Source organism: Thauera sp. DNT-1 (genome assembly GCF_055393985.1).
This window is the reverse complement of record NZ_AP043752.1, coordinates 1,260,227-1,281,254: the sequence shown is the minus strand read 5'-3', so window position 1 is coordinate 1,281,254 and position 21,028 is coordinate 1,260,227. Positions and strand designations below refer to the sequence as shown.

General features: G+C 68.7%; 18 protein-coding genes and 1 riboswitch. Of the genes, 8 read left to right on the top strand and 10 right to left on the bottom strand.

Annotation, left to right across the window (positions count from 1 at the left end; translation table 11 throughout):
* Window positions 1-3 precede the first annotated feature (3 nt).
* The 4 genes from ACZ5PP_RS05945 to ACZ5PP_RS05930 all read left to right on the top strand — a co-directional run bounded on the left by ACZ5PP_RS05945 (window position 4) and on the right by ACZ5PP_RS05930 (window position 5,132).
* A complete protein-coding gene (locus ACZ5PP_RS05945; protein ID WP_464826874.1) occupies window positions 4-1,188 on the top strand; it encodes a type 1 periplasmic-binding domain-containing protein in 1,185 nt (394 codons plus the stop codon).
* Window positions 1,189-1,245: 57 nt separating this feature from the next.
* Window positions 1,246-2,055, top strand: a complete 810-nt coding sequence (locus tag ACZ5PP_RS05940; protein ID WP_043746361.1) for an ABC transporter permease — start codon at window positions 1,246-1,248, stop codon at window positions 2,053-2,055.
* A gap of 66 nt (window positions 2,056-2,121) precedes the next feature.
* Window positions 2,122-4,146 (top strand): chorismate-binding protein, encoded by a 2,025-nt coding sequence (locus tag ACZ5PP_RS05935; protein ID WP_464826873.1) that lies wholly within the window; start codon window positions 2,122-2,124, stop codon window positions 4,144-4,146.
* A 106-nt stretch (window positions 4,147-4,252) separates the two neighbouring features.
* A riboswitch (cobalamin riboswitch) is annotated at window positions 4,253-4,459 on the top strand.
* 157 nt (window positions 4,460-4,616) lie between these two features.
* Window positions 4,617-5,132, top strand: coding sequence for a GNAT family N-acetyltransferase (locus tag ACZ5PP_RS05930; RefSeq protein ID WP_004327579.1), 516 nt, complete (start codon window positions 4,617-4,619; stop codon window positions 5,130-5,132).
* 113 nt (window positions 5,133-5,245) lie between these two features.
* On the opposite strand, the gene ACZ5PP_RS05925 is transcribed toward ACZ5PP_RS05930, so the two are convergent.
* The 10 genes from ACZ5PP_RS05925 to pqqA form a co-directional block, all read right to left on the bottom strand.
* Entirely contained in the window at window positions 5,246-5,641 is a 396-nt protein-coding gene (locus ACZ5PP_RS05925) for a type II toxin-antitoxin system VapC family toxin (protein WP_004327581.1), read from the bottom strand.
* Entirely contained in the window at window positions 5,638-5,883 is a 246-nt protein-coding gene (locus ACZ5PP_RS05920) for a FitA-like ribbon-helix-helix domain-containing protein (protein WP_004327583.1), read from the bottom strand. Before ACZ5PP_RS05920 ends, ACZ5PP_RS05925 begins: the two co-directional genes overlap by 4 nt.
* Window positions 5,884-6,031: 148 nt before the next feature.
* Window positions 6,032-6,778 (bottom strand): hypothetical protein, encoded by a 747-nt coding sequence (locus tag ACZ5PP_RS05915; protein ID WP_464826872.1) that lies wholly within the window; start codon window positions 6,776-6,778, stop codon window positions 6,032-6,034.
* Window positions 6,775-7,866: a 3-phosphoserine/phosphohydroxythreonine transaminase gene (gene serC / locus ACZ5PP_RS05910; protein WP_464826871.1), complete on the bottom strand. Its 1,092-nt coding sequence runs from the start codon at window positions 7,864-7,866 to the stop codon at window positions 6,775-6,777. Before serC ends, ACZ5PP_RS05915 begins: the two co-directional genes overlap by 4 nt.
* A 5-nt stretch (window positions 7,867-7,871) precedes the next feature.
* Complete coding sequence (locus tag ACZ5PP_RS05905) at window positions 7,872-8,372, bottom strand: urate hydroxylase PuuD (RefSeq protein ID WP_464826870.1); 501 nt, start codon at window positions 8,370-8,372, stop codon at window positions 7,872-7,874.
* A gap of 102 nt (window positions 8,373-8,474) precedes the next feature.
* The gene (gene pqqE, locus ACZ5PP_RS05900) at window positions 8,475-9,620 is read right to left on the bottom strand and encodes a pyrroloquinoline quinone biosynthesis protein PqqE (protein WP_004326941.1); all 1,146 of its coding nucleotides are present in this window, start codon (window positions 9,618-9,620) and stop codon (window positions 8,475-8,477) included.
* Window positions 9,621-9,712: 92 nt separating this feature from the next.
* The gene (locus ACZ5PP_RS05895) at window positions 9,713-10,726 is read right to left on the bottom strand and encodes an alpha/beta fold hydrolase (protein WP_464826869.1); all 1,014 of its coding nucleotides are present in this window, start codon (window positions 10,724-10,726) and stop codon (window positions 9,713-9,715) included.
* Complete coding sequence (gene pqqD / locus ACZ5PP_RS05890) at window positions 10,726-11,013, bottom strand: pyrroloquinoline quinone biosynthesis peptide chaperone PqqD (RefSeq protein WP_276659265.1); 288 nt, start codon at window positions 11,011-11,013, stop codon at window positions 10,726-10,728. The genes ACZ5PP_RS05895 and pqqD overlap by 1 nt, the downstream gene beginning before the upstream one ends.
* Before the next feature lie 243 nt (window positions 11,014-11,256).
* Window positions 11,257-12,294 carry an IS5 family transposase gene (locus ACZ5PP_RS05885; RefSeq protein ID WP_004265463.1) on the bottom strand — a complete coding sequence of 346 codons (1,038 nt, stop codon included), beginning with the start codon at window positions 12,292-12,294 and terminating at the stop codon, window positions 11,257-11,259.
* Window positions 12,291-12,434, bottom strand: coding sequence for a pyrroloquinoline quinone precursor peptide PqqA (gene pqqA, locus ACZ5PP_RS05880; protein WP_464826868.1), 144 nt, complete (start codon window positions 12,432-12,434; stop codon window positions 12,291-12,293). Before pqqA ends, ACZ5PP_RS05885 begins: the two co-directional genes overlap by 4 nt.
* Before the next feature lie 270 nt (window positions 12,435-12,704).
* Between pqqA and ACZ5PP_RS05875 the strand changes: the two genes are divergently transcribed.
* The 4 genes from ACZ5PP_RS05875 (at window position 12,705) to ACZ5PP_RS05860 (ending at window position 20,991) form a co-directional block, all read left to right on the top strand.
* A complete protein-coding gene (locus ACZ5PP_RS05875) occupies window positions 12,705-13,793 on the top strand; it encodes a two-component system response regulator (protein WP_287472241.1) in 1,089 nt (362 codons plus the stop codon).
* A 5-nt stretch (window positions 13,794-13,798) separates the two neighbouring features.
* Window positions 13,799-15,940: a PAS domain S-box protein gene (locus ACZ5PP_RS05870; RefSeq protein WP_287472242.1), complete on the top strand. Its 2,142-nt coding sequence runs from the start codon at window positions 13,799-13,801 to the stop codon at window positions 15,938-15,940.
* The gene (locus tag ACZ5PP_RS05865; protein ID WP_464826867.1) at window positions 15,937-20,160 is read left to right on the top strand and encodes a PAS domain S-box protein; all 4,224 of its coding nucleotides are present in this window, start codon (window positions 15,937-15,939) and stop codon (window positions 20,158-20,160) included. Before ACZ5PP_RS05870 ends, ACZ5PP_RS05865 begins: the two co-directional genes overlap by 4 nt.
* A 99-nt stretch (window positions 20,161-20,259) precedes the next feature.
* Window positions 20,260-20,991: a PEP-CTERM sorting domain-containing protein gene (locus ACZ5PP_RS05860; RefSeq protein WP_464826866.1), complete on the top strand. Its 732-nt coding sequence runs from the start codon at window positions 20,260-20,262 to the stop codon at window positions 20,989-20,991.
* Window positions 20,992-21,028: the final 37 nt, after the last annotated feature.

The following is a 21,028-nucleotide window of genomic DNA, read 5'->3' as shown; positions in this document are numbered from 1 at the left end:
CAGATGATGATTTTCCGTGCGCTGACGCAATTCGCCCTGGCGGCCTCGCTGCTGTTCTTCGCGCTCGCCGCCGGGGCGGCGGAGGTGATCCGCTTCGGCTATCTCGAGCTCGCCGACGATCCGCGCTACGACGAGCGCAAGGCCTTCTTCCGCACCCTGTCGCGCCCGCTCGGTGCGCCCTTCGCCGGTGCCGAGGTGGCCTTGCGCGAGTCGCGCTTCGTCGGCGAGGCGATCGGGGTGAGCTTCGACCTTGTGCGCGCGCGCGGTGCCGACGCGCGCGCGCTGGTGGCCGAGCTCGACAAGCTGCACGCCGAGGGCGTGCGTCACTTCCTGATCGACGCCCCGGGCAAGGTGGTGGCCGAAGTCGCCGCCGCCACGCGCGGCCGCGAATTGCTGCTGTTCAACGTCTCGGCGCCGGACGACGCGCTGCGCCAGGCGCAGTGCCAGGCCCACCTCTACCACACGATCCCCAACCACGGCATGCAGACCGACGCGCTCGCGCAGTTCCTGGTGGCGAAGAAGTGGCGCAAGGTGCTGCTGCTGCAGGGGCCGCGCGACGACGACAGGCTGATCGGCGCCGCCTTCGAGAACTCCGCGCGCCGGCTCGGCTTGAAGATCGTCGACAAGAAGGACTTCGTGCTCGGCAACGACCCGCGCCAGCGCGAGCTCGGCAACGTCGGCCTGCTCACCGCGGGCGACGACCACGACGTCGTCTTCGTCGCCGACAGCGACGGCGAGTTCGCGCGCAGCGTGCCCTACGACACCGTGCGCCCGCGCCCGGTGGTGGGCGCCGAGGGGCTGGTCGCCGAGGCCTGGCACTGGGCCTGGTCGCGCCACGGCGCGCCGCAGCTCGTCAGCCGCTTCGACAAGCAGGCGGGGCGCCACATGGGCAGTGCCGACTGGGCCGCCTGGGTGGCGGTGAAGGCGGTGGTCGAGGCCGTGGTGCGCACCGGCAACGCGCCCTTCGACAAGCGGGTCGCCTACCTCGGCGGCGAGGAGATCACCATCGACGGCTTCAAGGGCAACCGCCTGTACTTCCGCGACTGGGACCGCCAGCTGCGCCAGCCGCTGCTGCTCGCCACGCACAACGCGGTGATCGAGCGCGCCCCCATCCAGGGCTTCCTCCACCAGACCAACAACCTGGACACGCTCGGCTTCGACCGCCGCGACAGTCGCTGCAAGCCCTGAGCCCGACCGGATCATGAACCTGCCTTCGCCCACCCCGTCCGCTTCGCGAGGATTCCGATGAGACCTGCCCACGCCCTGCTCGCGCTGCAGGCGGTCGCCAGCCGCGAGCTCGCCAAGTTCGTCCGCCAGGGCGGGCGCCTGGCCTCGGCGCTGGTGCGGCCGCTGCTGTGGCTGGTGGTGTTCGCCGCCGGCTTCCAGAACGTGTTCGGGGTGTCGATCATCCCGCCCTACGACACCTACATCCCCTACCAGACCTACATCGTGCCCGGCCTGCTCGGCATGGTGCTGCTGTTCAACGGCATGCAGTCCTCGCTGGCGATGGTCTATGACCGCGAGATGGGCATGATGCGCCTGCTGCTCACCGCGCCGCTGCCGCGCGGCTACCTGCTGCTGTGCAAGCTGCTCGCCGGCACGCTGCTGTCGGTGCTGCAGGCCTACGTCTTCCTCGCCGTCGCGGCGCTGTTCGACGTCGGCGTGCCGTGGTCGGGCTGGCTGTACGCGCTGCCGGTGCTGGTGCTGGCCGGCATGATGCTGGGCGCGCTCGGCCTGCTGCTGTCGGTGAACATCCGCCAGCTGGAGAACTTCGCGGGCACGATGAACTTCGTCATCTTCCCGATGTTCTTCCTGTCGCCGGCTTTGTATCCGCTATGGAAGCTGGAGGAGTCGGGCGCCACCGTCATCCACTTCCTCGCCACCTGGAACCCCTTCACCCACGCGGTCGAGGCCATCCGCTTCGCGCTCCACGGCCAGCTCGCCGTGCACTCGCTGGCGATCGTCGCCGGCTGCCTCGCAGGCTTCTTCCTGCTCGCCGCCTGGGGCTACGACCCGCAGCGCGGCCTCTTGCGGCGCACCGGCAAGCCGGGCTGAGCGCTCGCCGGGGCAAGGAGCGGGCCGCGGGATACAATCCGCGGCCCGTTTCGTCCTGTCTCGCCCATGTCCGCTCCGCCCGCCGTCCCGCCGCTCGACCCCGCCTGCTTCGCGCTGCTCGACGACTGCCATGCCACCGGCGCTTCGCCGTCCAGCCGCCTTTATCGTGGCCTGGTGCGCGCGCATCGCTGCGCGGACCCGTCCGCGCTGGAGGCGACGTGGGCCGCGGTGGACGCCGACCTGCGCGCCGGCCTGCACGCGGTGGTGCTGGCCGACTACGAGTGGGGCGTGCGGCTGAATGGCGTCGGGCAGGAGGACGTCGGGCGGGAGAGTAGGGCGCCGGAGGCTTGCGGCCGCTTGGCCGTGCTGATGTTCGCCACGCTGCAGCACCTTTCGGCCGTCGCGGTCGAGGCCTGGCTGGCGGCGGCCGAGGCCGGCGGGAGCGAGACGGGCAAGCTCGAGGTGTGTGAGGCGCAGCGCCAGCGCCGGCCTGCGATCGGCACATCGGCGACGGCGCCCGATCCCGACACCGGTCCGGCTCCCGCCGGCGTGCTCGGCCTGCGCGCCTCGGTCGATCGCGCGGCCTTCGAGGACGCGATCGCGCGCATCCACGCCGCCATCGCCGAGGGCGAGACCTACCAGGTCAACTACAGCTACCGCCTGGATTTCGACACCTTCGGCTCGCCGCTCGCGCTCTACCGCCGCCTGCGTGCGCGCCAGCCGGTGGCCTTCGGCGCGCTGATCCGCCTGCCCGCCGACGCCGACGAGGGCGGCCCGGACTGGGTGCTGTCGTGCTCGCCGGAGCTCTTCCTGCGCCACCACGACGGCGTGCTGCAGGCGCGCCCGATGAAGGGCACCGCGGCGCGCAGCGGCGACGACGCGGCCGATGCGCTCGCCGCGCGCCGGCTCGCCGCCGACGCCAAGAACCGCGCCGAGAACCTCATGATCGTCGACCTGCTGCGCAACGACCTCGGCCGCGTCGCGACCACCGGCAGCGTGCGCGTGCCGGCGCTGTTCGAGGTCGAGCGCTACCCGACCGTGCTGCAGATGACCTCCACGGTCGAGGCCGAGCTGTCCGACGCCACCGAATTTCCCGCGCTGCTGCGCGCGCTGTTTCCCTGCGGCTCGATCACCGGCGCGCCCAAGCACCGCACGATGCAGCTCATCGACGGCCTCGAGAGCACGCCGCGCGGCCTCTACACCGGCAGCCTCGGCTGGATCGACGCACCGCCAGCGGGGCGCGCCTGCGGCGACTTCTGCCTGTCGGTGGCGATCCGCACGCTGACGCTGACCGCGGCAGGGGCCGCTGGTGCCGCGACGCTCGCGGGGCCGCTCCACCGCGGGCGCATGGGCGTGGGCGCAGGCATCGTGATCGACAGCCGTGCCGCCGACGAGTACGCGGAGTGCCGGCTCAAGGCGCACTTCCTCACCGCGCTCGACCCGGGCTTCGCGCTCTTCGAGACGATGTATGCGACCCGCGAGGCGGGCGTGCGCAATCTCCAGCGCCACCTCGCCCGCCTCGAAGCCAGCGCCGCCGCGCTGGACTTCGCCTTCCCGCGCGCGGCGATCGCGACCGAACTCGCCCGCCAGCTCGCCGCGCTGCCGCCGGCCACGCCGTCGCGCCTGCGCCTGGCGCTGCACAAGGACGGCCGCCTCGAGCTCGCCGCCGCCGCGCTCGACGCGCTGCCGCCCGGCGCGGTCACGGTGCTGCTCGCCGAGCGCCCGCTCGACGACCCGCAGGGCCTCGGCGCGCACAAGACCACGCTGCGCGCGCGCTACGACGAGGGCCTCCGCGCCGCGCTGGCCGCGGGCGCCTTCGACACGCTGTTCTTCGACTCGGCGGGCCGCCTCACCGAGGGCGCGCGCAGCAACGTCTTCCTGCTCCTCGACGGCGAGTGGCGCACCCCGCCCGCCGGCCGCGGCGTGCTGCCCGGCACGATGCGCGCCGCGCTGCTGGAGGATCCGTCCTGGGCCGCGCGCGAGGCCGAGCTGCGCGTGGAGGACCTGCTGCGCGCGCAGCGCATCGTGCTGACGAACGCGCTGCGCGGGGTGGTGGAGGCGAGGCTGGAGCGCGCCGTCGGCGGTCGCTGAGCCGGCGGCGAGTGCTCGGGTCCGACCCAGGGTGGCTCGCCAGCGTGCGGCCGGCATCCGCGGGCGGATCCCGGGAGTGGTTTGACAGGCTGGAGGCGCGCGGCTAACCTCGGCCGCGTTTCATGGTTGCCTGCCCTCACCGGCCGGCATGAAAAGGGAATCCGGTAACACGCCCGCGCGTGCAAGCCGGAGCTGCCCCCGCAACTGTATGCGACGAGTCGCGTGCCCATCTGGCCACTGGAGTCTCTCCGGGAAGGCTGGCACGAGGCGAGGACCCGCAAGCCAGGAGACCTGCCATGGACATCACCTTCATTCGTTTAGGGCGGGGTGTCCCTGACAAGAGGCATGGTCCATACCATTTCACTTGCTCGTCTCGCAGATGATCCGGCAGTTCCCTGCGCCCTTCGCGGCGCCGGGGAGGCTGGGACGCGTCCGCCGGAGATCCCGCCCGCCTGCCCGGGGTCTCCGCCATGTCCGTCGTCGCCAGTCCAGTCTCGCCCAGTTCCCTCGCTGCGGATGATCGCAAGCGGCACCGCCCTCCCGGCCCGCTGCTCGGGTTCGCGCCGGCGGATGCCGAGCGCATCCTCGCCCACCTCGTGGCGCTCGATGTCGACGATCGCTTCCTTCGCTTCGGCTACGGCATCGGTGACGAGGGGATCGCCCGCTACGTCGCCCGCATCGACTTCGCGCGCGACCACGTCCACGGCCTGACCGACGCGGGCGGAAGGGTCGTGGCGCTCGCGCACATGGCCGTCCGCGATGGCGAGGTCGATTTCGGTCTCAGCGTGGCACCCGCCTGGCGCCGCCGCGGCTGGGGCCGGACCCTGTTCGCCCACGTCGTCGAGCTCGCACCCCTGCTGCGCGCGCAGCGCGTGCTGTGCCACAGCATCAGCCCCGCGGTGCTGCACATGGCCGGCGCCAGCGGTTTTCGCCGCGTGGGCGGCAATCCGGCCGCGCCCCTGGTGCTGGACATTCCAGTCGGCTGACGCCTCGGCTACCGGAGCACTCGACCGGTTTTTCAGCCGGCTCCGGCGACGCGAGGGAAGCCATTTCGGCGGAGCTTCAGCGAGAAGGTGCGCCAAACCGCTGAATCCAGGGCTCACGCCGCAGTGAGCGGCACCGCGAACTTCGGGAATGCCCTGAGCAGCCTGGCTTCCATCGTCACCAGTTTCACGTCCAGGCGCAGGGCCAGCGCGGCAAACTCGCAGTCATACGCAGAACAATCGGTGTCGCGCACGAGCTCCAGTACCCGCTGAGAGTCGACTTTATGCTCGTTCCCCGCAAGCAGGCTCTCCGCCTCGGCCTGCAAGGCGCGCGCATCATCGAAAGCCAGGGTCTTTCGTCGCAGGTAACCCGCGAGAATGCTGCGGAACTCGCTGCGCCACAGCACCGGCGCCACCCACTCCGGGTCATGCTCCAGCAGCGCCTCGGCATGTGTAGTGAACTCGGTCGGCAGGTACAGGTACGCCAGGACATTGGTATCCACCACGATCACAGGCGGTCCTCGCGCTTCAAGGCGTCGATGTCGTGCGCCCTGAACTTCGACGCTGGCAGTGCAGCTCGCAATGCGCGGGCACGGGCCAGTCGCTCACTCGGGGCGATCCTGCCCGGCAGCAACACGGTCTCCAGGCACACGATCGCTTCGCTGTTCAGGCTGCGCCTGTGCGTTACCGCCGACGCCTTCAGACGTTGGTATATCTCATCTGGAATATTCTTCAGGGTCAGCGTAGTGGGCATGGCAGGCTCCTTCCAAAGTGGAACCATAATGGTTCTTGAGGCCAGTGCGTCAAGCCGATACGTCCACCATATCGACCACATCGCGCGCCAGGTGCGATTCGGGCAGCCAATCCTGCAACGAGGGCGGCAGAGGTAGTCCGCCAGCTTGCTAGGCGCTGCCCAGCAACTGCGCCAGACAGGTCGCCCCCGATTCGGAGAATGCGCGGTGAACCTGCACGCCCGCAGCGCCGCTCGCGCGGACTTCGGCGACGTCGCTTGCCTTGCGGATGCCGCCCACTGCCACCACGGCCGGACCGTCGGACACTGCGGTGATCAGAACGTGCAGGCGCGAGAGGCGCTTCGGGTCGTCGTCCGGCAGCACGGCCGTCAGCAGGTCGAAGCCTGCTGCCGCGGCGGCGAGGGCGACCGCCGGCGGCGCCTCATTCGCCCAGTTCGCCCCGCCGAGCCTGAACTTGAGCGCGAGCGGAACCCGGCGCGGCAGCCCGGCGCGCGCCGCCGCCACCGCGCGCAGCGCGGCCTCGACGAGCGGCAGCCTTGCAGGCGCCAGCAGCGGCGCGCAGGCGCGCGCGGACAGGTTGAAGCTGAGGTAGTCCGCCACGTCCCAGGCGCCGTAGAGCCCGGCGATCCAGCACGCGGCGAGCGTCCGGGGCGCTGCGTCGGCGGGCTGGCCGAGGCCGATGCCGATCGCGGCCGCGCCGGGCGCACGCGCGGGCAGGGCGGCGAGCCGGGCGCGCAGCGCGGCCAGCTCCGCGCCTGCCCGCGGCCCGACCGCGACGGTGCCGAACTCCACGCTGCCGAAGCCGAGGCCGAGCAGCTCGGCGGCGCGCGTGGCGTCCTTGTCGATGCCGCCGGCCAGACCCGGGCGGGCGTGCCAGGGGGAGGTCGCCCGGCTCATCCGCGACGGCGGGCGAAGTCCGCCATGAAGCCGGCCAGCGCGTCCGCGCCGGCCTGTGGCATGGCGTTGTAGAGGCTGGCACGCAGTCCGCCCACCTGGCGATGGCCGCGCAGGTTGTGCAGGCCGTGGGTGGCGGCTTCGGCGAGGAAGGGCTCGACGAGTGCTTCGTCGGCGAGGTGGAAGCGGACATTCACCGGCGAGCGGTGCGCCGCGGCCACCGGCGCGCGATAGAAGCCGCCGCTGCCGTCGATCGCCGCGTACAGCGTGGCCGCCTTGCGCCGGTTGGCGGCGCCCATCGCGGCCAGCCCGCCGGATTCGGCGATCCAGTCGAAGACCAGGCCGGCGAGGTGGATCGCCAGTGTCGGCGGGGTATTGAGGCAGCTGTCGGCCTCGACCTGGCGGCGGTAGCTCAGCGCCGCGGGCACCGCGGGCGCGGCGCGCTCGAGCAGGTCCGCGCGCACCACCAGTACGCACAGCCCAGCGACGCCGAGGTTCTTCTGCGCGCTGGCGTAGAGCAGGCCGAAGCGGGCGAGGTCGAGCGGCGCGGTGAGCAGGCACGAGGTGGCGTCGGCCACCAGCGGGACGTCGCCGGTGTCGGGCAGGGCCGGGTAGGCCAGGCCGTCGACCGTTTCGTTGGGGGTGATGTGGCAGTAGGCGCAGTCGCCGGGCAGGTCCCAAGGTCCCGCCGGTGGCGCGGCGAGCGGCGCGGCTCCCGCAAAGCCGGGCGCGGCGACCACCTCGCAGTAGCGCCGCGCCTCGGCGATCGCGCGCTGCGCCCAGTAGCCGGAGTCGGCGTAGGCCGCGCGCCGCGCGTGGCCGAGCAGGTTCATCGGCACCAGCGCGAACTGCTGCATCGCACCGCCGGCGAAGAACAGGATGCGGTAGTTCACGGGCAGTTCGAGGAGCTGCGCCAGGCGCTCGCGCGCCTGGCGCAGCGTCGCGCGGAAGTCCGCGCCGGTGAACGGCCGCTCGAGCGCCGAGGCGCCGTCCGCGCCGCGCACGAACAGGCCGTCGCGCGCGCGCTCGAGCACCGCGTCGGGCAGGCGCGCCGGGCCGGCGGCGAAGTTCCAGGCGGTGGCGGGATTCATCGCGTTCAGCCCGCCAGGCCGCCGTGGCTGCTCGCCGCCATGAAGAACAGCAGCGGGATCGACAGCATGGTGTTGGTGCGCGAGGACAGGTGGGTGATGCGCGAGCAGCGCAGGCGCTCGTCCACGCTCGCCGGCACCAGGCCGAGCACCTTCTGCTGGTGCGGCCACAGCACGAACCAGACGTTGAGCATCATGAAAGTGCCGATCCAGGTGCCCAGCCCGATCGGCGCCAGCGCGCCGTCGAGCATGAGCGCGCCAGGCAGCCAGCCGCGCTGCCACAGCATCAGCAGGCCGGCGCTCCACGCCACCACCGAGGCCCAACGGAAGAAGCCGTGCTCGCGGTTGAGCAGGGACTGGAAGCGCGGGCTGGTGTCGTCGGTGAGGTCGGTGGCGGCGAGCGGCCGCCAGCCCGGACGCTGCACCACGCTGGAGTAGTTGTGGCCGACCCAGAGGATGCCTGCGATGAAGTGCGTCCAGCGCAGTGCGAGATCGAACAGCGGGTCCATGGCGCTTCAGCCGGCGACGAGTGGCAGCAGGAGGGCGAGCACCGCGGTGAGCAGCAGCCCGAGCGCGATCGTGCCGGTGGCGGTGTCGTAGGGATGGCGCATTCAGTCCTCCATGAAGGCGGTGGATACGGCGCCGGCGGCGCGCTTGACGAGCGGCTTGCGGAAGCGCAGCGGCGCCGCCACCCCGGCCACCGCCTGCTGCACCAGGTGATGGTGCGGCGAGCGGCTGCACGCCGGGTCGGTGTTGGCGGCGTCGCCGGTGAGCAGGAAGGCCTGGCAGCGGCAGCCGCCGAAGTCCTTCTCCTTCTCCGCACAGGACCCGCAGGGCTCGGGCAGCCAGTCCAGGCCGCGGTACTTGCGGAACAGCGGCGACTCGTGCCAGATCCAGCCAAGCGGTCGGTCGCGCACCGACTCGAACGCCAGCCCGGGGATCACGCGCGCCTCCTGGCAGGGCATGGCGACGCCGTCGGGCGCGATCGTGAGGTGGATCGCGCCCCAGCCGTTCATGCACGCCTTGGGGCGGCCCTCGTAGTAGTCGGGGATCACGAAGTAGATCGTCATCGCCTTGCCGAGCTTCGCGCGCCATTCATTGACCACGCGTTCGGCCTCGCGCACCTGCTCGAGGGTGGGCATCAGTTCGTCGCGGTTCATCAGCGCCCAGTTGTAGTACTGGATGTTGGCGAACTCGATGTACTCGACGCCGAGCCCGGCGGCCCACTCGATCATCTCGCCGATCAGCTCGATGTTGTGGCGGAACACCGGCATGTTGAGCACCATCGGGAAGCCGTGCGCCTTGATCAGGCGCGCGGCCTCGAGCTTGTGCGCGTGGGCGCGCGCGCCCACCAGCGCGTCGGTGAGCCCGGGGCGGGTCGACTGCAGCGAGAGCTGGATCTGCTTGAGGCCGGCGGCCTTGAGGGCGAGCAGGCGTTCTTCGCTCAGGCCGATGCCCGAGGTGATCAGGTTGGTGTAGAAGCCCAGCCCGTCGGCGTGCGCGACCAGCTCTTCCAGGTCGGCGCGCTGCAGTGGCTCGCCGCCGGTGAAGCCGAGCTGCAGCGCGCCGATCGCGCGTGCGTCCCGCAGCACCTGCTTCCACTCCTCGGTCGACAGCTCCTTCGCGGCGTAGTCCTCGAAGTCGAGCGGGTTGTTGCACCAGGTGCACTTGAGCGGGCAGCGATAGGTCAGCTCCAGCGACAGCCACAAGGGCTTGCCCTGGCCGTCGAGGCTGAGTCCGTGGGTTTCCTTGGGCATGGCGTGCATCCTCCGGTGTCGATGCGGCCATGTTGCCCGTCGTCCGGGGGCGTGGCGTCCTGATGCTCTGCGATGCGGGCTGGCGATTTTCTTTAGCGGCTGCGGCGGGGGTGGGCGCCGCGGTGGGCGCACTCTGCGACACGGTCGAGTGCGGCGACGCAGGCGGCGGCGATCGCCGCATCCAGCCCGGAGTGGCCCGCGCCGGCGACCTCGGTGTATTCCGCCGCCGGCCATGCGCGGTGCAGCGCGCGCGCAGTGGCGGGCGGGCACACCGGATCGTCGGCGCCATGCACGATCGCCGCCGGCAGGTGGCGCAAGGCCGCGCAGGTGGCGAGCAGGCGTGCGGCGTCGGTGAAGCAGCCGTGGGCGAGGTAATGCGCCTGGATGCGCGCCTTGGCGAGTTCGCGGGCGTCGGGCGGGGCGGCGAGCGGCGGCTCGCCCATCAGCGCGCGCTCGTGGTCCAGCCAGTGGCGCGCGGCGGCGCACCTCGTCTCGGGGCGGCCGGCGAGCATGCGGCGGCACCAGGTGGCGAGCAGATCGTCTTCCGCGTGCCGGGATCGGGCCCGGGGCAAGCGGATGAGCGCTTCCTCCGCGAGGCGCTGGCGCAGCCCGGGTGCGCGTGGAGGAATGCGCTCGGTGTAGGTACGCAGTTCCGCCGGCGAGCCGAGGAAGATGCCGCGCAGCACCAGACCCGCGACGCGATGCGGGTGCGCGCCGGCGTATTCGAGCGCGAGCAGGCTGCCCCAGGAGCCGCCGAACACGATCCAGCGCTCGATCGCCAGCGCTGTGCGGATGCGCTCGATGTCGGCGACGAGGTGGGCGGTGGTATTGGCGCGCAGGCCGCCGAGCGGCGTGCTGCGACCGCCGCCGCGCTGGTCGAAGAGCACGGCGCGAAATCGTGCGGGGTCGAACAGCCCGCGCTGGCGTGGGCTGCAGCCGCTGCCCGGGCCACCGTGCAGGAAGACCACCGGGATGCCGTCGGCGCGGCCGCATTCCTCCACGTGCAGCACGTGACCGCTCCCCACTGCGAGGCGGTGCGTGCAGAACGGCGCCGCCTCGGCCCACAGCGGCGGCGCGCCGCGCGAGGGCGCCGGGGCGGCGTCCATCAGGCGGCGCGCAGCCAGCCCTTGTCGCAGGCGAGATCCACGAAGGCGCGCACGCCGTCGGCGATCTCCGCGCCCTGCGCGGGAAAGCTCGCCTGTAGTTCGGCGATGATCGTCGCGACCGTGCGCGCACCGTCGCAGCGTGCGAGGACCGCGCCGGCCGAGGCGTTGAGTTTGATCAGACCTTCCGGGTAGAGCAGGATGAAAGCCGACTGGCTCTCTTCCCAGCGGAAGACGTAGTGGGGCGACAGCCGCGGGCGGGCGTCGGCGGGCAGGGGGAGGGCGTCCATGGTCGTCGGGGCGGCCGCGGCGGCGGCGATCCGTCTCCGCCGCCGCGGCCGCGCGCTGCATACGCTCAACGTACGTATGGGCACCTCGAATAACCCGAGGTTTTCAGTGAATCCCGCCGCGCAATGATGACCGCGACCGAGTTCGGTCCAATTTCTCTGGCAACCCACCGTCTTTCTCGGCGGGGTTGCCCCGTTTTTGCCTCGAATCGCCCCAGGCATCGGCGATTTGGCCCACTTCGGGTGTCAGAAGGCCTGGATTCCGGCCTTCTGGAAATACGTCAGCCGCTTCAGGTTGTAGCAGGCGGCCATCATCGTCATCGCGAAGCTCGCCCGCGCCTGGCCGATGGTGCGCAGCAACTTGCCACCCATCTGCTCGATGGCGGCAAACACATGCTCGACTCGGGCGCGCGTTTTGGCGATGCGCTGGTTACGCCGCTGCTGGCACTCGGACAGCGGCTTGTTACGCTTGCCCTTCCTCTGGATCTGATTCCGGAAGCCCTTCTCTTTGAGCCAGGCTTCACGCGCCTCGGACGGGTAGCCCCGGTCGGCATAGACGTCCCGACTCGTGTTGCCCGCATCGAAGACGTTGTCGAAGTGCTGGCTGTCGTGCGTACTCGCCGTGTCGGTCTCGATTCGGCGAATGATCTTGTATTTCTTGTCGACGTTGATCGAGAGCTTGTAGCCGAAGTGGCTCTTGCCGTGCTTCTTGGTCCAGGTGGCGTCGATGTCCCTCTGCCGCCGCTTCGCAGGCTTCCAATCGGCGGGCATCGCACCTTGCTCGATCAGTTCCTTCTCGCCTCGGCTGTTGTGCTGCTTGGGGGCGGGGACCAAGGTGGCGTCGATGATTTGACCGCCGCGCGCGATGAAACCCTTCCTGAGCAGCTGCGCCGAGACGCCGTCAAAGAGCGCCTTGGCACCGGCTTCACCGATCCGGTTCTCGAAGGTCCATACGGTAGTGCGGTCCGGGACATTGGTCGCGTTCGCCAGTCCGCAGAAGCGCTTGTAGCTCATCCGGTCGAGCAACTGGTACTCCATCTGCTCGTCGGACAGGTTGTACAGGCGCTTGAGCACCAGGATCCGTACCATGGTCTCGGTCGGGTACGGCGGGCGCCCGCCCTGCGCGCTCACCGGGCGCGGCGCAACCTCATCCACCTCGGCCGCCAACGCCGCAAAGTCGATGTGCGACTCGATCTCGACCAGCGGGTCGCCCAGCGAGTCGAGCTTCTTGCGGTGGTGTTCGTCAGCGAACAGGTCAGTCTTGATAGCGCTACGCGGTTTCATCGGTGCAGGTTGCTGGGTTCAGGACGTCGTAATTTTAGCAAGGGCGGGCGGGACGGAGGTTTTTCGAGGCGCCCGTATACGTAAGCCGTGACTTCGAAGCCGAGACGGATTTCGCAGTAGGCGGGGGTTTCCCAGTTCATGGCGCGTTCCTTGTGAGACGGGGCGGCACCGTGCTGCCCCCACGACGCATTGTTCTCCGGCGGACACGGCGCAGACCAGCGGCGAATCGCGAACACGGGCTCGCGAAAATCATGAGCTGGCGGGTGCGGGTGAGATGGACGCCATCATTCATGCTGCTGGTCTGCTCGAGGATCTGCCTGTAGGGCGGTGCTTGCGGAGCGGAAAGATCCCGCAAACGCGCGCCGCAAATACTCGTAAACTGCAGCCGTGGTTTTCGTGCTGGAGCTCCCGTGCTTGAACACACCCTTCTGATCGTGGATGACGAGCCGGCCAATCTGGCGGTGCTGACGCACCTGTTGCAGCCCTACTACCGCGTGCGTGCGGTCAATTCCGGCCGCCGCTGCCTCGCGGCGGTGCGGCCGCCGCTGAAGCCGGATCTGATCCTGCTCGACGTGATGATGCCGGAGATGGATGGCTACGAAGTCCTGGCCCGGCTCCGTGCCGATCCCGCGACGAGCGACATCCCGGTGCTCTTCGTCACTGCACTCGATGACGACCTCAACGAGGAGAGCGGGCTGGCCCGAGGTGCCGCCGACTATCTCACCAAGCCGATTCGCCCCGGCGTGCTGCTGGCCCGTGTGCGCACCCAGCTCGAAGCCAAGCGGGGCCGCGACTTCTTGCGCGACCAGAATGCCCTGCTCGATGCGGAGGTCGCTCGGCGCATGCGCGAGAACGAACTCACCCAACTGGTCAGCATTCGCGCCTTGGCCCATCTCGCCGAAACGCGCGACCCCGAGACGGGCAACCACATCCTGCGCACTCAGGGCTATGTCCACCAGCTCGCCACGGCGCTGCAGCGGCACCCGCGCTTCAGCGATGTGCTCACATCGCGCTACATCGATCTCCTGACCAAGTCGGCGCCGCTGCACGATATCGGCAAGGTGGGCATCCCCGACGCCATCCTGCAGAAGCCCGGCCCGCTCACGCCCGAGGAATGGGCGGTCATGAAGACACACGCAGAGATCGGCGCCGAAGCCATCGATCGCGCCGAGGCCGACATCGAGACGACGGTCGATTTCCTTGTCCTGGCCAAGGAGATCGCCCACTGGCATCACGAAAAATGGGATGGCAGCGGTTACCCCGACGGACTCGCGGCAGAGGCCATTCCGCTCTCGGCTCGCCTCATGGCGCTGGCCGATGTCTTCGACGCACTGATTTCGGTGCGCGTGTACAAGCCAGCCATGTCCTACGAGGAGGCGCGGGAAGTCATCCTGGCCGGCCGGGGCCGGCATTTCGACCCGGACGTGGTCGATGCCTTCCTGACGAACTACGCCGAATTCGTCCGCATCGCCGAGCGCCACAGCGACCCCGCCGCTTGAGTGCCATGATGACGCCGAGCACAGCCGACATCGCCGCAGCCTCCGCCATGGAATATCGGCGCGCCGGGCGGCCGGCGTCGTGGCCGCGCGCCGCGAGCGCGCCGCCCATCTCCCTGCGTCACATCCTCGCCGCGCTGTGGCTGGCGCTGATTCCCTCCACCTTGTTCGCACAGGTGCCCGATTTCCGCCAGGTGTTCGACGATCACGGCGTCGTGATGCTGCTGATCGACCCGGCCTCCGGGCAGATCGTCGATGCCAACCCGGCCGCGGCGGACTTCTATGGTTACGGACGCGATGCACTGCGGTCCATGACCATCGCGCAGATCAACACCTTCAGCGCGGAGCTGGTGGCGGCCGAGCGCGCCCTTGCCGAAAAGGAAAACCGCAACTACTTCATCTTCCGCCATCGACTGGCGAGTGGCGAGCTCCGTACCGTCGAGGTGTATTCCCATCCCTTCGAATTCGATGGACGTCCTCTGCTGCTGTCGATGATTCATGACATCACCCCCGGACGCAGTCTCGAAGAGGGGATGTGGCACTACCAGCAGCGGCTGGAAGAGTTGGTGGCGGCGCGCACGGCAGAGGCCGAAGCGCGCCATCGTGCCGTTATCGCGTTGCTGGCAGGATTGTCGGTCGCCGCGGTGCTGACCCTGGTCCTTGTCCTGGCCATTCGCCGGATCAAGCGCGCCGAGGCGGAATTGCGCGAGAGCGACGCCCTCTACCGCCATCTCTTTCATGCGAACCCGAACCCCATGTGGGTCTTTGATCTCGCGACACTGCGCTTCCTGGCCGTGAACGATGCGGCAGTCAGCCACTACGGCTATTCGCGGGACGAATTCCTCTCCATGACGATCAAGGACATTCGCCCGCCCGAGGATCTGCCGCGCCTTTACGAGAATCTGGGCGAGTTGCCCGCAGGGGGCCTCGATCAGGCGGGCGTCTGGCGGCACTTGAAGAAAGACGGCAGTGTGATCGAAGTCGAGATCACCTCGCACGTGCTGGAGTTCGACAGACGGGAGTGCGAACTGGTGCTGGCGCACGACATCACGGCGCGTCGGCAGGCGGAGGAGCGCTTGCGCGAGAGCGAGGAACGCCTGCGTCTGTCCACCGAGCTGGCCCAGGTAGCCGTTTGGGACTATCGCGTGCCGACCGACCGCATGTCGCGCTCGAAGAACCACGACTCCCTCTACGGACTGCCCTGGCAGGACGACTGGGAGTTCGGCACCTTCCTCGACGTAACCCACCCCGACGACCGCGCACGCGCACACGAGACGATCCGGCAGTCGTTGGCGCCCGGCGGCCCCGACCACTATGCGTTCGATTTTCGTGTCATCCACCCCGACCAGAGCATCCATTGGCTGAGTGTGGTCGGTCAGGTGGTCGAGCGCGGTCCGGACGGGAGCGGCATGACGGTTCGCGGCACCTTGACGGACGTCACCGAGCGCAAGAGGGGCGAGCTTGCGCTTGCGCTCGCAGCCCGCCGTGACCAAGCCCTGCTGAACCTGCCGGAGGCCGCCGAGGCGCTCGACGAAGCCGCGTTCATGCAGCGTGGGCAGGAACTCGCCGAGGAACTGACCGGTAGCCGGATCGCCGTCATTCATCTCGTCGACGACGACCAGGAGACCATCGAGCGGGTCACCTGGCCGCGTGCCACGCTGGAACAGGATTGCCGCGCCACCCGCGACAAGCATTGCCCGGTCAGCCAGGCCGGCGTCTGGGCGGATGCCCTGCGTCTTCGTGCGCCCGTGGTTTTCAACGACTACGCCAATGCGCCGGACAAGCATGGATTGCCGCAAGGCGATGCGGGCCTGGAGCGGCTGATCAGCGTGCCGGTGATCGAAGACGGGCGGGTGCGCATGCTCACCGGGGTCGGCAACAAGCCCGAGCCTTATTCGGGCGCCGACGTGGAAACGGTTCGTCTGCTCGGTGAATCCATCTGGCGCATCGTCAGCAAGAAGCGCCAGCAAGCCGAACTTCGGCAAAAGCTCGCCGAACTGCAGCAGTGGTACGAGGTGATGCTGGGCCGCGAGGGGCGCATCCTCGAACTCAAGCGCGAGGCTGACGCCCTGCGCCAGCGGCTGGATGAACCGCGGCGCTATGCCGAGGATCTGGCAGATCTTCCGCAAGAGGGCGGGATCGCCGAATGAGCACCCCGACCTCGAGCCCGACTCCCCCCGCAAGCCCGATGGGCCGCTCTTTCGGCGCGCGGCTGCTGCTCGTGCTGGCGCTGTCGGTGGCGCTGATCGGCGCCGGCGGCCGCTGGCATTACCACAACCAGCAGGCCGAGGCCCGCCACTTTGCCGCGGAAACGCTCAGCCAGATCGCAGACACGAAGGTCGAGCAGATCGCCCAATGGATGACGGAACGGTACGCCGATGCCGAGGCCATGCAGGATGTGCCGCAGGCGGCCCGCTACCTGCAGAGGCCGGACGACGCCCAGGCCCTCGAGAGTGTGCAGGCATGGATGAGCGGAATCCAGCAGCGTCACGGTTACCGCGCGGTGGCCTTGTTCGATGCGGCCGGCGAGCGGTGCCTGGCGGTTCCGGAAACGTATTGCGGCGATGCCGCGAACCTTGCGCATGGCCGCGAGCATGTTCGGCGCAATCGGTTGGCGCGCGAGGTCTCCTTCAGCGACCTGCATCGCCTGCCCGACCAGTCCATCCAGATGATCTTCGCCGCGCCGGTCGGCTTGTCATCCCAGGCGGGGGAGCCGGCAATCGGCATGCTGTTGGTCGTCATCGACCCGCGCCGCTTTCTGTACCCCCTGATCCAGCGCTGGCCCACCCCCAGCGCCAGCGCGGAAACCATTCTCATCCGGCGCGAAGGCGACGAGCTGGTTTCTCTGAACGACCTGCGCCACCGCGCCGATTCGGCGCTCAGGCTGCGGCTGCCGATCGCGACAAACCCGCTCCTTCCGGCGGCGATGGCGGTGCAAGGGGTGCAGGGCGTGGTCGAAGGCGTGGACTATCGCGGCACCCCCGTGCTCGCCGTCGTTCGCAGGGTCATGAACACGCCCTGGTTCATGGTCGCCAAGGTGGATGAGGACGAGATCCATGCGCCGGTGCGTCGGCAGGCCTGGACCACCGGGCTGCTGAGCGTTCTGCTGATGCTGCTGGCCAGCCTCGGGGTCGCTCTGCTGTGGCGCCAGCAGCGGCTGGTGAGCGCACAGCAGGCGGCCGCCGTGCTGCGCGAAAGCGAAAACCGGTTGAGGAAGGCTCTGGATGTCCAGAACGTGGGCGTGATGTTCTGGGACGTGACCTCCGGCACCCTGATCGATGCCAACGACACCTTTCTGAAGATCATGGGTTACAGCCGGCAGGAGGTGGACGCGCACCAGTTGACCTGGCAAACGTTCACGCCGCCGGAATACATCGAGACGAGCATCGCGGAGATGGAGTCGTTCCGGGCGAACGGCCGCGTCGGCCCGTACGAGAAGGAATACTTGCGCAAGGATGGCTCGCGGCAATGGTTCGTGTTTGCCGGCAGCGCGCTCGACGAGAACAGGTGCGTGGAATACTGCATCGACGTTTCCGGCCAGAAGCGGGCGGAATCGGCACTCGCCGAAAGCGAAGAAAGACTGCGGCTCGCCTTGCAGGCCACGAACCTCGGCCTGTATGACCTGAACGTCCAGTCCGGCGAGGCACTCGTCAACGCGGAGTACGCCGCGATGCTGGGGTATGCCCCCGAAACCTTTGTCGAAACCAATGCAGCCTGGATCGAGCGCATTCATCCGGACGACAGGGAGATCACGGCACGCGCCTACGCGGACTACGTGGCGGGAAGAACTGCGCAGTATCGGGTGGAATTCCGTCAGAAAACGCGCGACGGGGACTGGAAGTGGATTCTTTCGCTCGGCAAGATCGTCGCATTCGACGATGCCGGAAAGCCCCTCAGGATGCTCGGCACCCATACCGACATCACCGAGCGCAAGCGGGCCGAGGCCTCCGTGGCGCAACACGCGCGGGAACTGGAACGTGGACGCCAGGCACTGCTGAGCGTGCTGCAGGACCAGCGCCGCGCGGAAACTTCGCTGCGCCAGCTGGCGCTGGCGGTGGAGCAGAGCCCGGAGAGCATTGTCATCACGAACCTCTCGGCCGAGATCGAATACGTCAATGCCGCGTTTCTGGCCACCACAGGCTACACGCGCGAGCAGGTCATCGGCAGGAACCCGCGCATTCTGCAATCCGGCAGGACGCCGCGCGCGACCTACGACGCGATCTGGGCGGCGCTCACGGCCGAGCAGACGTGGAAGGGCGAACTGGTCAACCGCAAGGCCAGCGGCGAGTACTATGTCGAGTTCGCCCATATCGCACCGCTACGGCAGCCGGATGGCCGTATCAGCCATTACGTCGCGGTGAAGGAGGACATCACCGAGAAGAAGCGCCTCGGCGAGGAACTGGATCGCCACCGCCACCACCTCGAAGACCTGGTGACGCAGCGCACCGCCGAACTGGCGCAAGCGCGACAGCAGGCCGAGGCCGCCAGTCAGGCCAAGAGCGCCTTCCTGGCCAACATGAGCCACGAGATCCGCACGCCGATGAACGCCATCATCGGACTGACTCATCTGCTGCGAAAGGATGGTGTCACTCCGCAGCAGGACGGGCGGCTGGAGCAGATCGAGGCATCGGGCCGGCATCTGCTCGGCCTGATCAACGACATCCTCGACCTCTCCAAGATCGAGGCCGGCAAACTCGATCTGGCGCTGGAAGATTTTCACCTCTCGGCGGTGCTCGACCACGTCGCCTCGTTGATTCGCCCGTCCGCCCAATCCAAGGGCTTGCACATCGAGCTCGACGGCGACGCCGTGCCGACGTGGTTGCGTGGCGACCCGATGCGCCTGCGCCAATGTCTGTTCAACCTGGCTGGCAATGCGGTCAAGTTTACCGAAAGGGGCAGCATCGTCCTGCGTGCCAAGCTGCTGAAGGATGGCGCGGAGGGCTTGCAGGTGCGCTTTGAAGTCGAGGACACGGGGATTGGCGTGACGCCGGCGCAGGGGCAGCGCCTGTTCCACGTGTTCCAGCAGGCCGAAGTCGGCACCACGCGCAAATACGGCGGCACCGGTCTCGGTCTGGCGCTGACGCGCAACCTGGCGCAGATGATGGGCGGCGAGGCGGGGATGGATAGCATCCCGGGCGAGGGCAGCACCTTCTGGTTTACGGTGCTGTTGCAGCGCGGCCACGGCATCATGCCCGCGCCAACGGCGCGGCGCGCCGATGCCGAGCGGGCGCTGCGCCATGAGCAGGCGGGCACGCGGGTGTTGCTGGTGGAAGACAACCCCATCAACCGGCTGGTGGCATTGGAGCTGCTGCATGCCGTCGGTTTGACGGTGGAGACGGCCGAGGACGGCGCCGAGGCCCTGGAGCGGGTCAAGGCCGCCGACTACGCGCTGATCCTGATGGACATGCAGATGCCGGTGATGGATGGCCTGGACGCGACCCGCGCCATCCGCGCCCTGCCGGGCTGGCGCGACAAGCCGATTCTGGCAATGACCGCCAATGCCTTCGATGACGATCGCCGCACCTGCGTGGAGGCCGGCATGAACGATTTCATCGCCAAGCCCGTGGAGCCGGAGCGGCTCTACGCCACCCTGCACAAGTGGCTGCCGGGGCGAACCGGGAAGTTGCCGCCGTCGGCGTCCGACGAGTCGGACTTCGCACTTGATGAAGGCGACCACCCGTGCAGCGTTGCAGGTGCTGGCGTGATGGCGCCGCAGGCCGACCTGGCTCCGCTGGCCGCAGCGCCTGCGGAGGCCGCCGATGCCGAGCTGCGCACGCGGCTGTCGGCGATTGGCGATCTGGATCTGGAAAGTGGCCTGCGCACCTTGGGCGGTTCGTGGCTGGATTACCCGCCTATCCTGGGGCTCTTCGCCGAATACCATGGCGACGATGCACGCAAACTCGCCGAACAGATCCAGCAAGACGATATTGCCGGCGCGAGGCGCCTGGCTCACGCGCTGAAGGGTGCGGCCGGCACGGTCGGCGCCACGATCGTCCATCGACTCGCCGGCGACCTCGAGGACGCGCTCAAGCGCGGCGACCGTGCGGAGGTGCAGGCGGCGCTGGTGCCGCTGACCGAACGTCTGCCCAGGCTGATTGCCGCGCTACAGGATGCTCTGGTGCGTGCGAATCGGGTAATGGTGCAGGAGATGCCTGCAAGACGGGTGGACACCAGCGTGCTGGTGCGACTCGAGGCCTTGCTGACCGGGGACGACACGACGGCGATCAGCTTCCTTGCGGAGAATCGGCAGGCCCTGCGCGAGACCTTGCTGATGGACTTTGAAGAGGTTCGACGCCAGATCGAGGTGTTCGACTTTCCGGGGGCATTGGAAAGCGTGCGCGCGGCGCTTGCGGCCTTGGCGAGCAAGTAGCGTCGGCACGCCGGTTTCAGCGTCTGCAAGAGGACGACGGCGGGCTCGGTTCCGCGCCGCCGCATCATTTCCCTTGCCTGTCACTTGCCACCGTCTAGAGTGAAGGATCAAGCCGGCAGGGTGGGTCAGGCTGGCAAGGCGCGGAGGATCGACGGATCCATCCACAGGCAGCCAATCGAGCTGCTGCAATCCGGCAGTGATCCGAATGTCCCCCACATCAATAACCCCGGGACTGCGCCGGATACGACCCAGGGTGGGGTGCTCGACTTCTATTGGTGGGACGACAACAATCAGAACATCAGCTCGCCGTTCAGTGCCGCCGATCTCGCCAGGCGTGGCCAGGGGGGCAGTCGGAGCGGCAACGCCGAGGGCGCCTATCAGGGGGTGAGCTGCGCAGCGAACAATAATGCCGGCTGCTATTTTCTTGCGCGTTTCGACTTCACCTCTGGTGCCGATGTCAATAGCCAGGTCAATACGATGATCTCTCCGGCAGGGACGCAGAACTTCTCGAGTTATCTGAGTGTCGGTAGCGGTGTGATGGGCTATTGGAGCGCCGCGCTCGATTCGGATTTCTTCACGCTCAACCCCAACAACCAACGATGCGGCGACCCGGGCGTCTCTTGCGTCAGCGCCAACGATATGCGAACGGCGGGCGACTTCACGAGGCTCGGTGCCGAAAATTGGGATATCGCCAATACGGATATCATTGGACTGGGCAAGACTGGAACCTCGACGGCGTTCGTCGTGCCGGAGCCGACATCGCTCATCCTGCTCGGACTTGGCATGGCGCTGATCGGCGTGAGCAGAACGGAGCGCCGGGCAAGGAGATGAAAGGATTCAGTGGGCCAAGGGTGTTCATCAGGGGCGC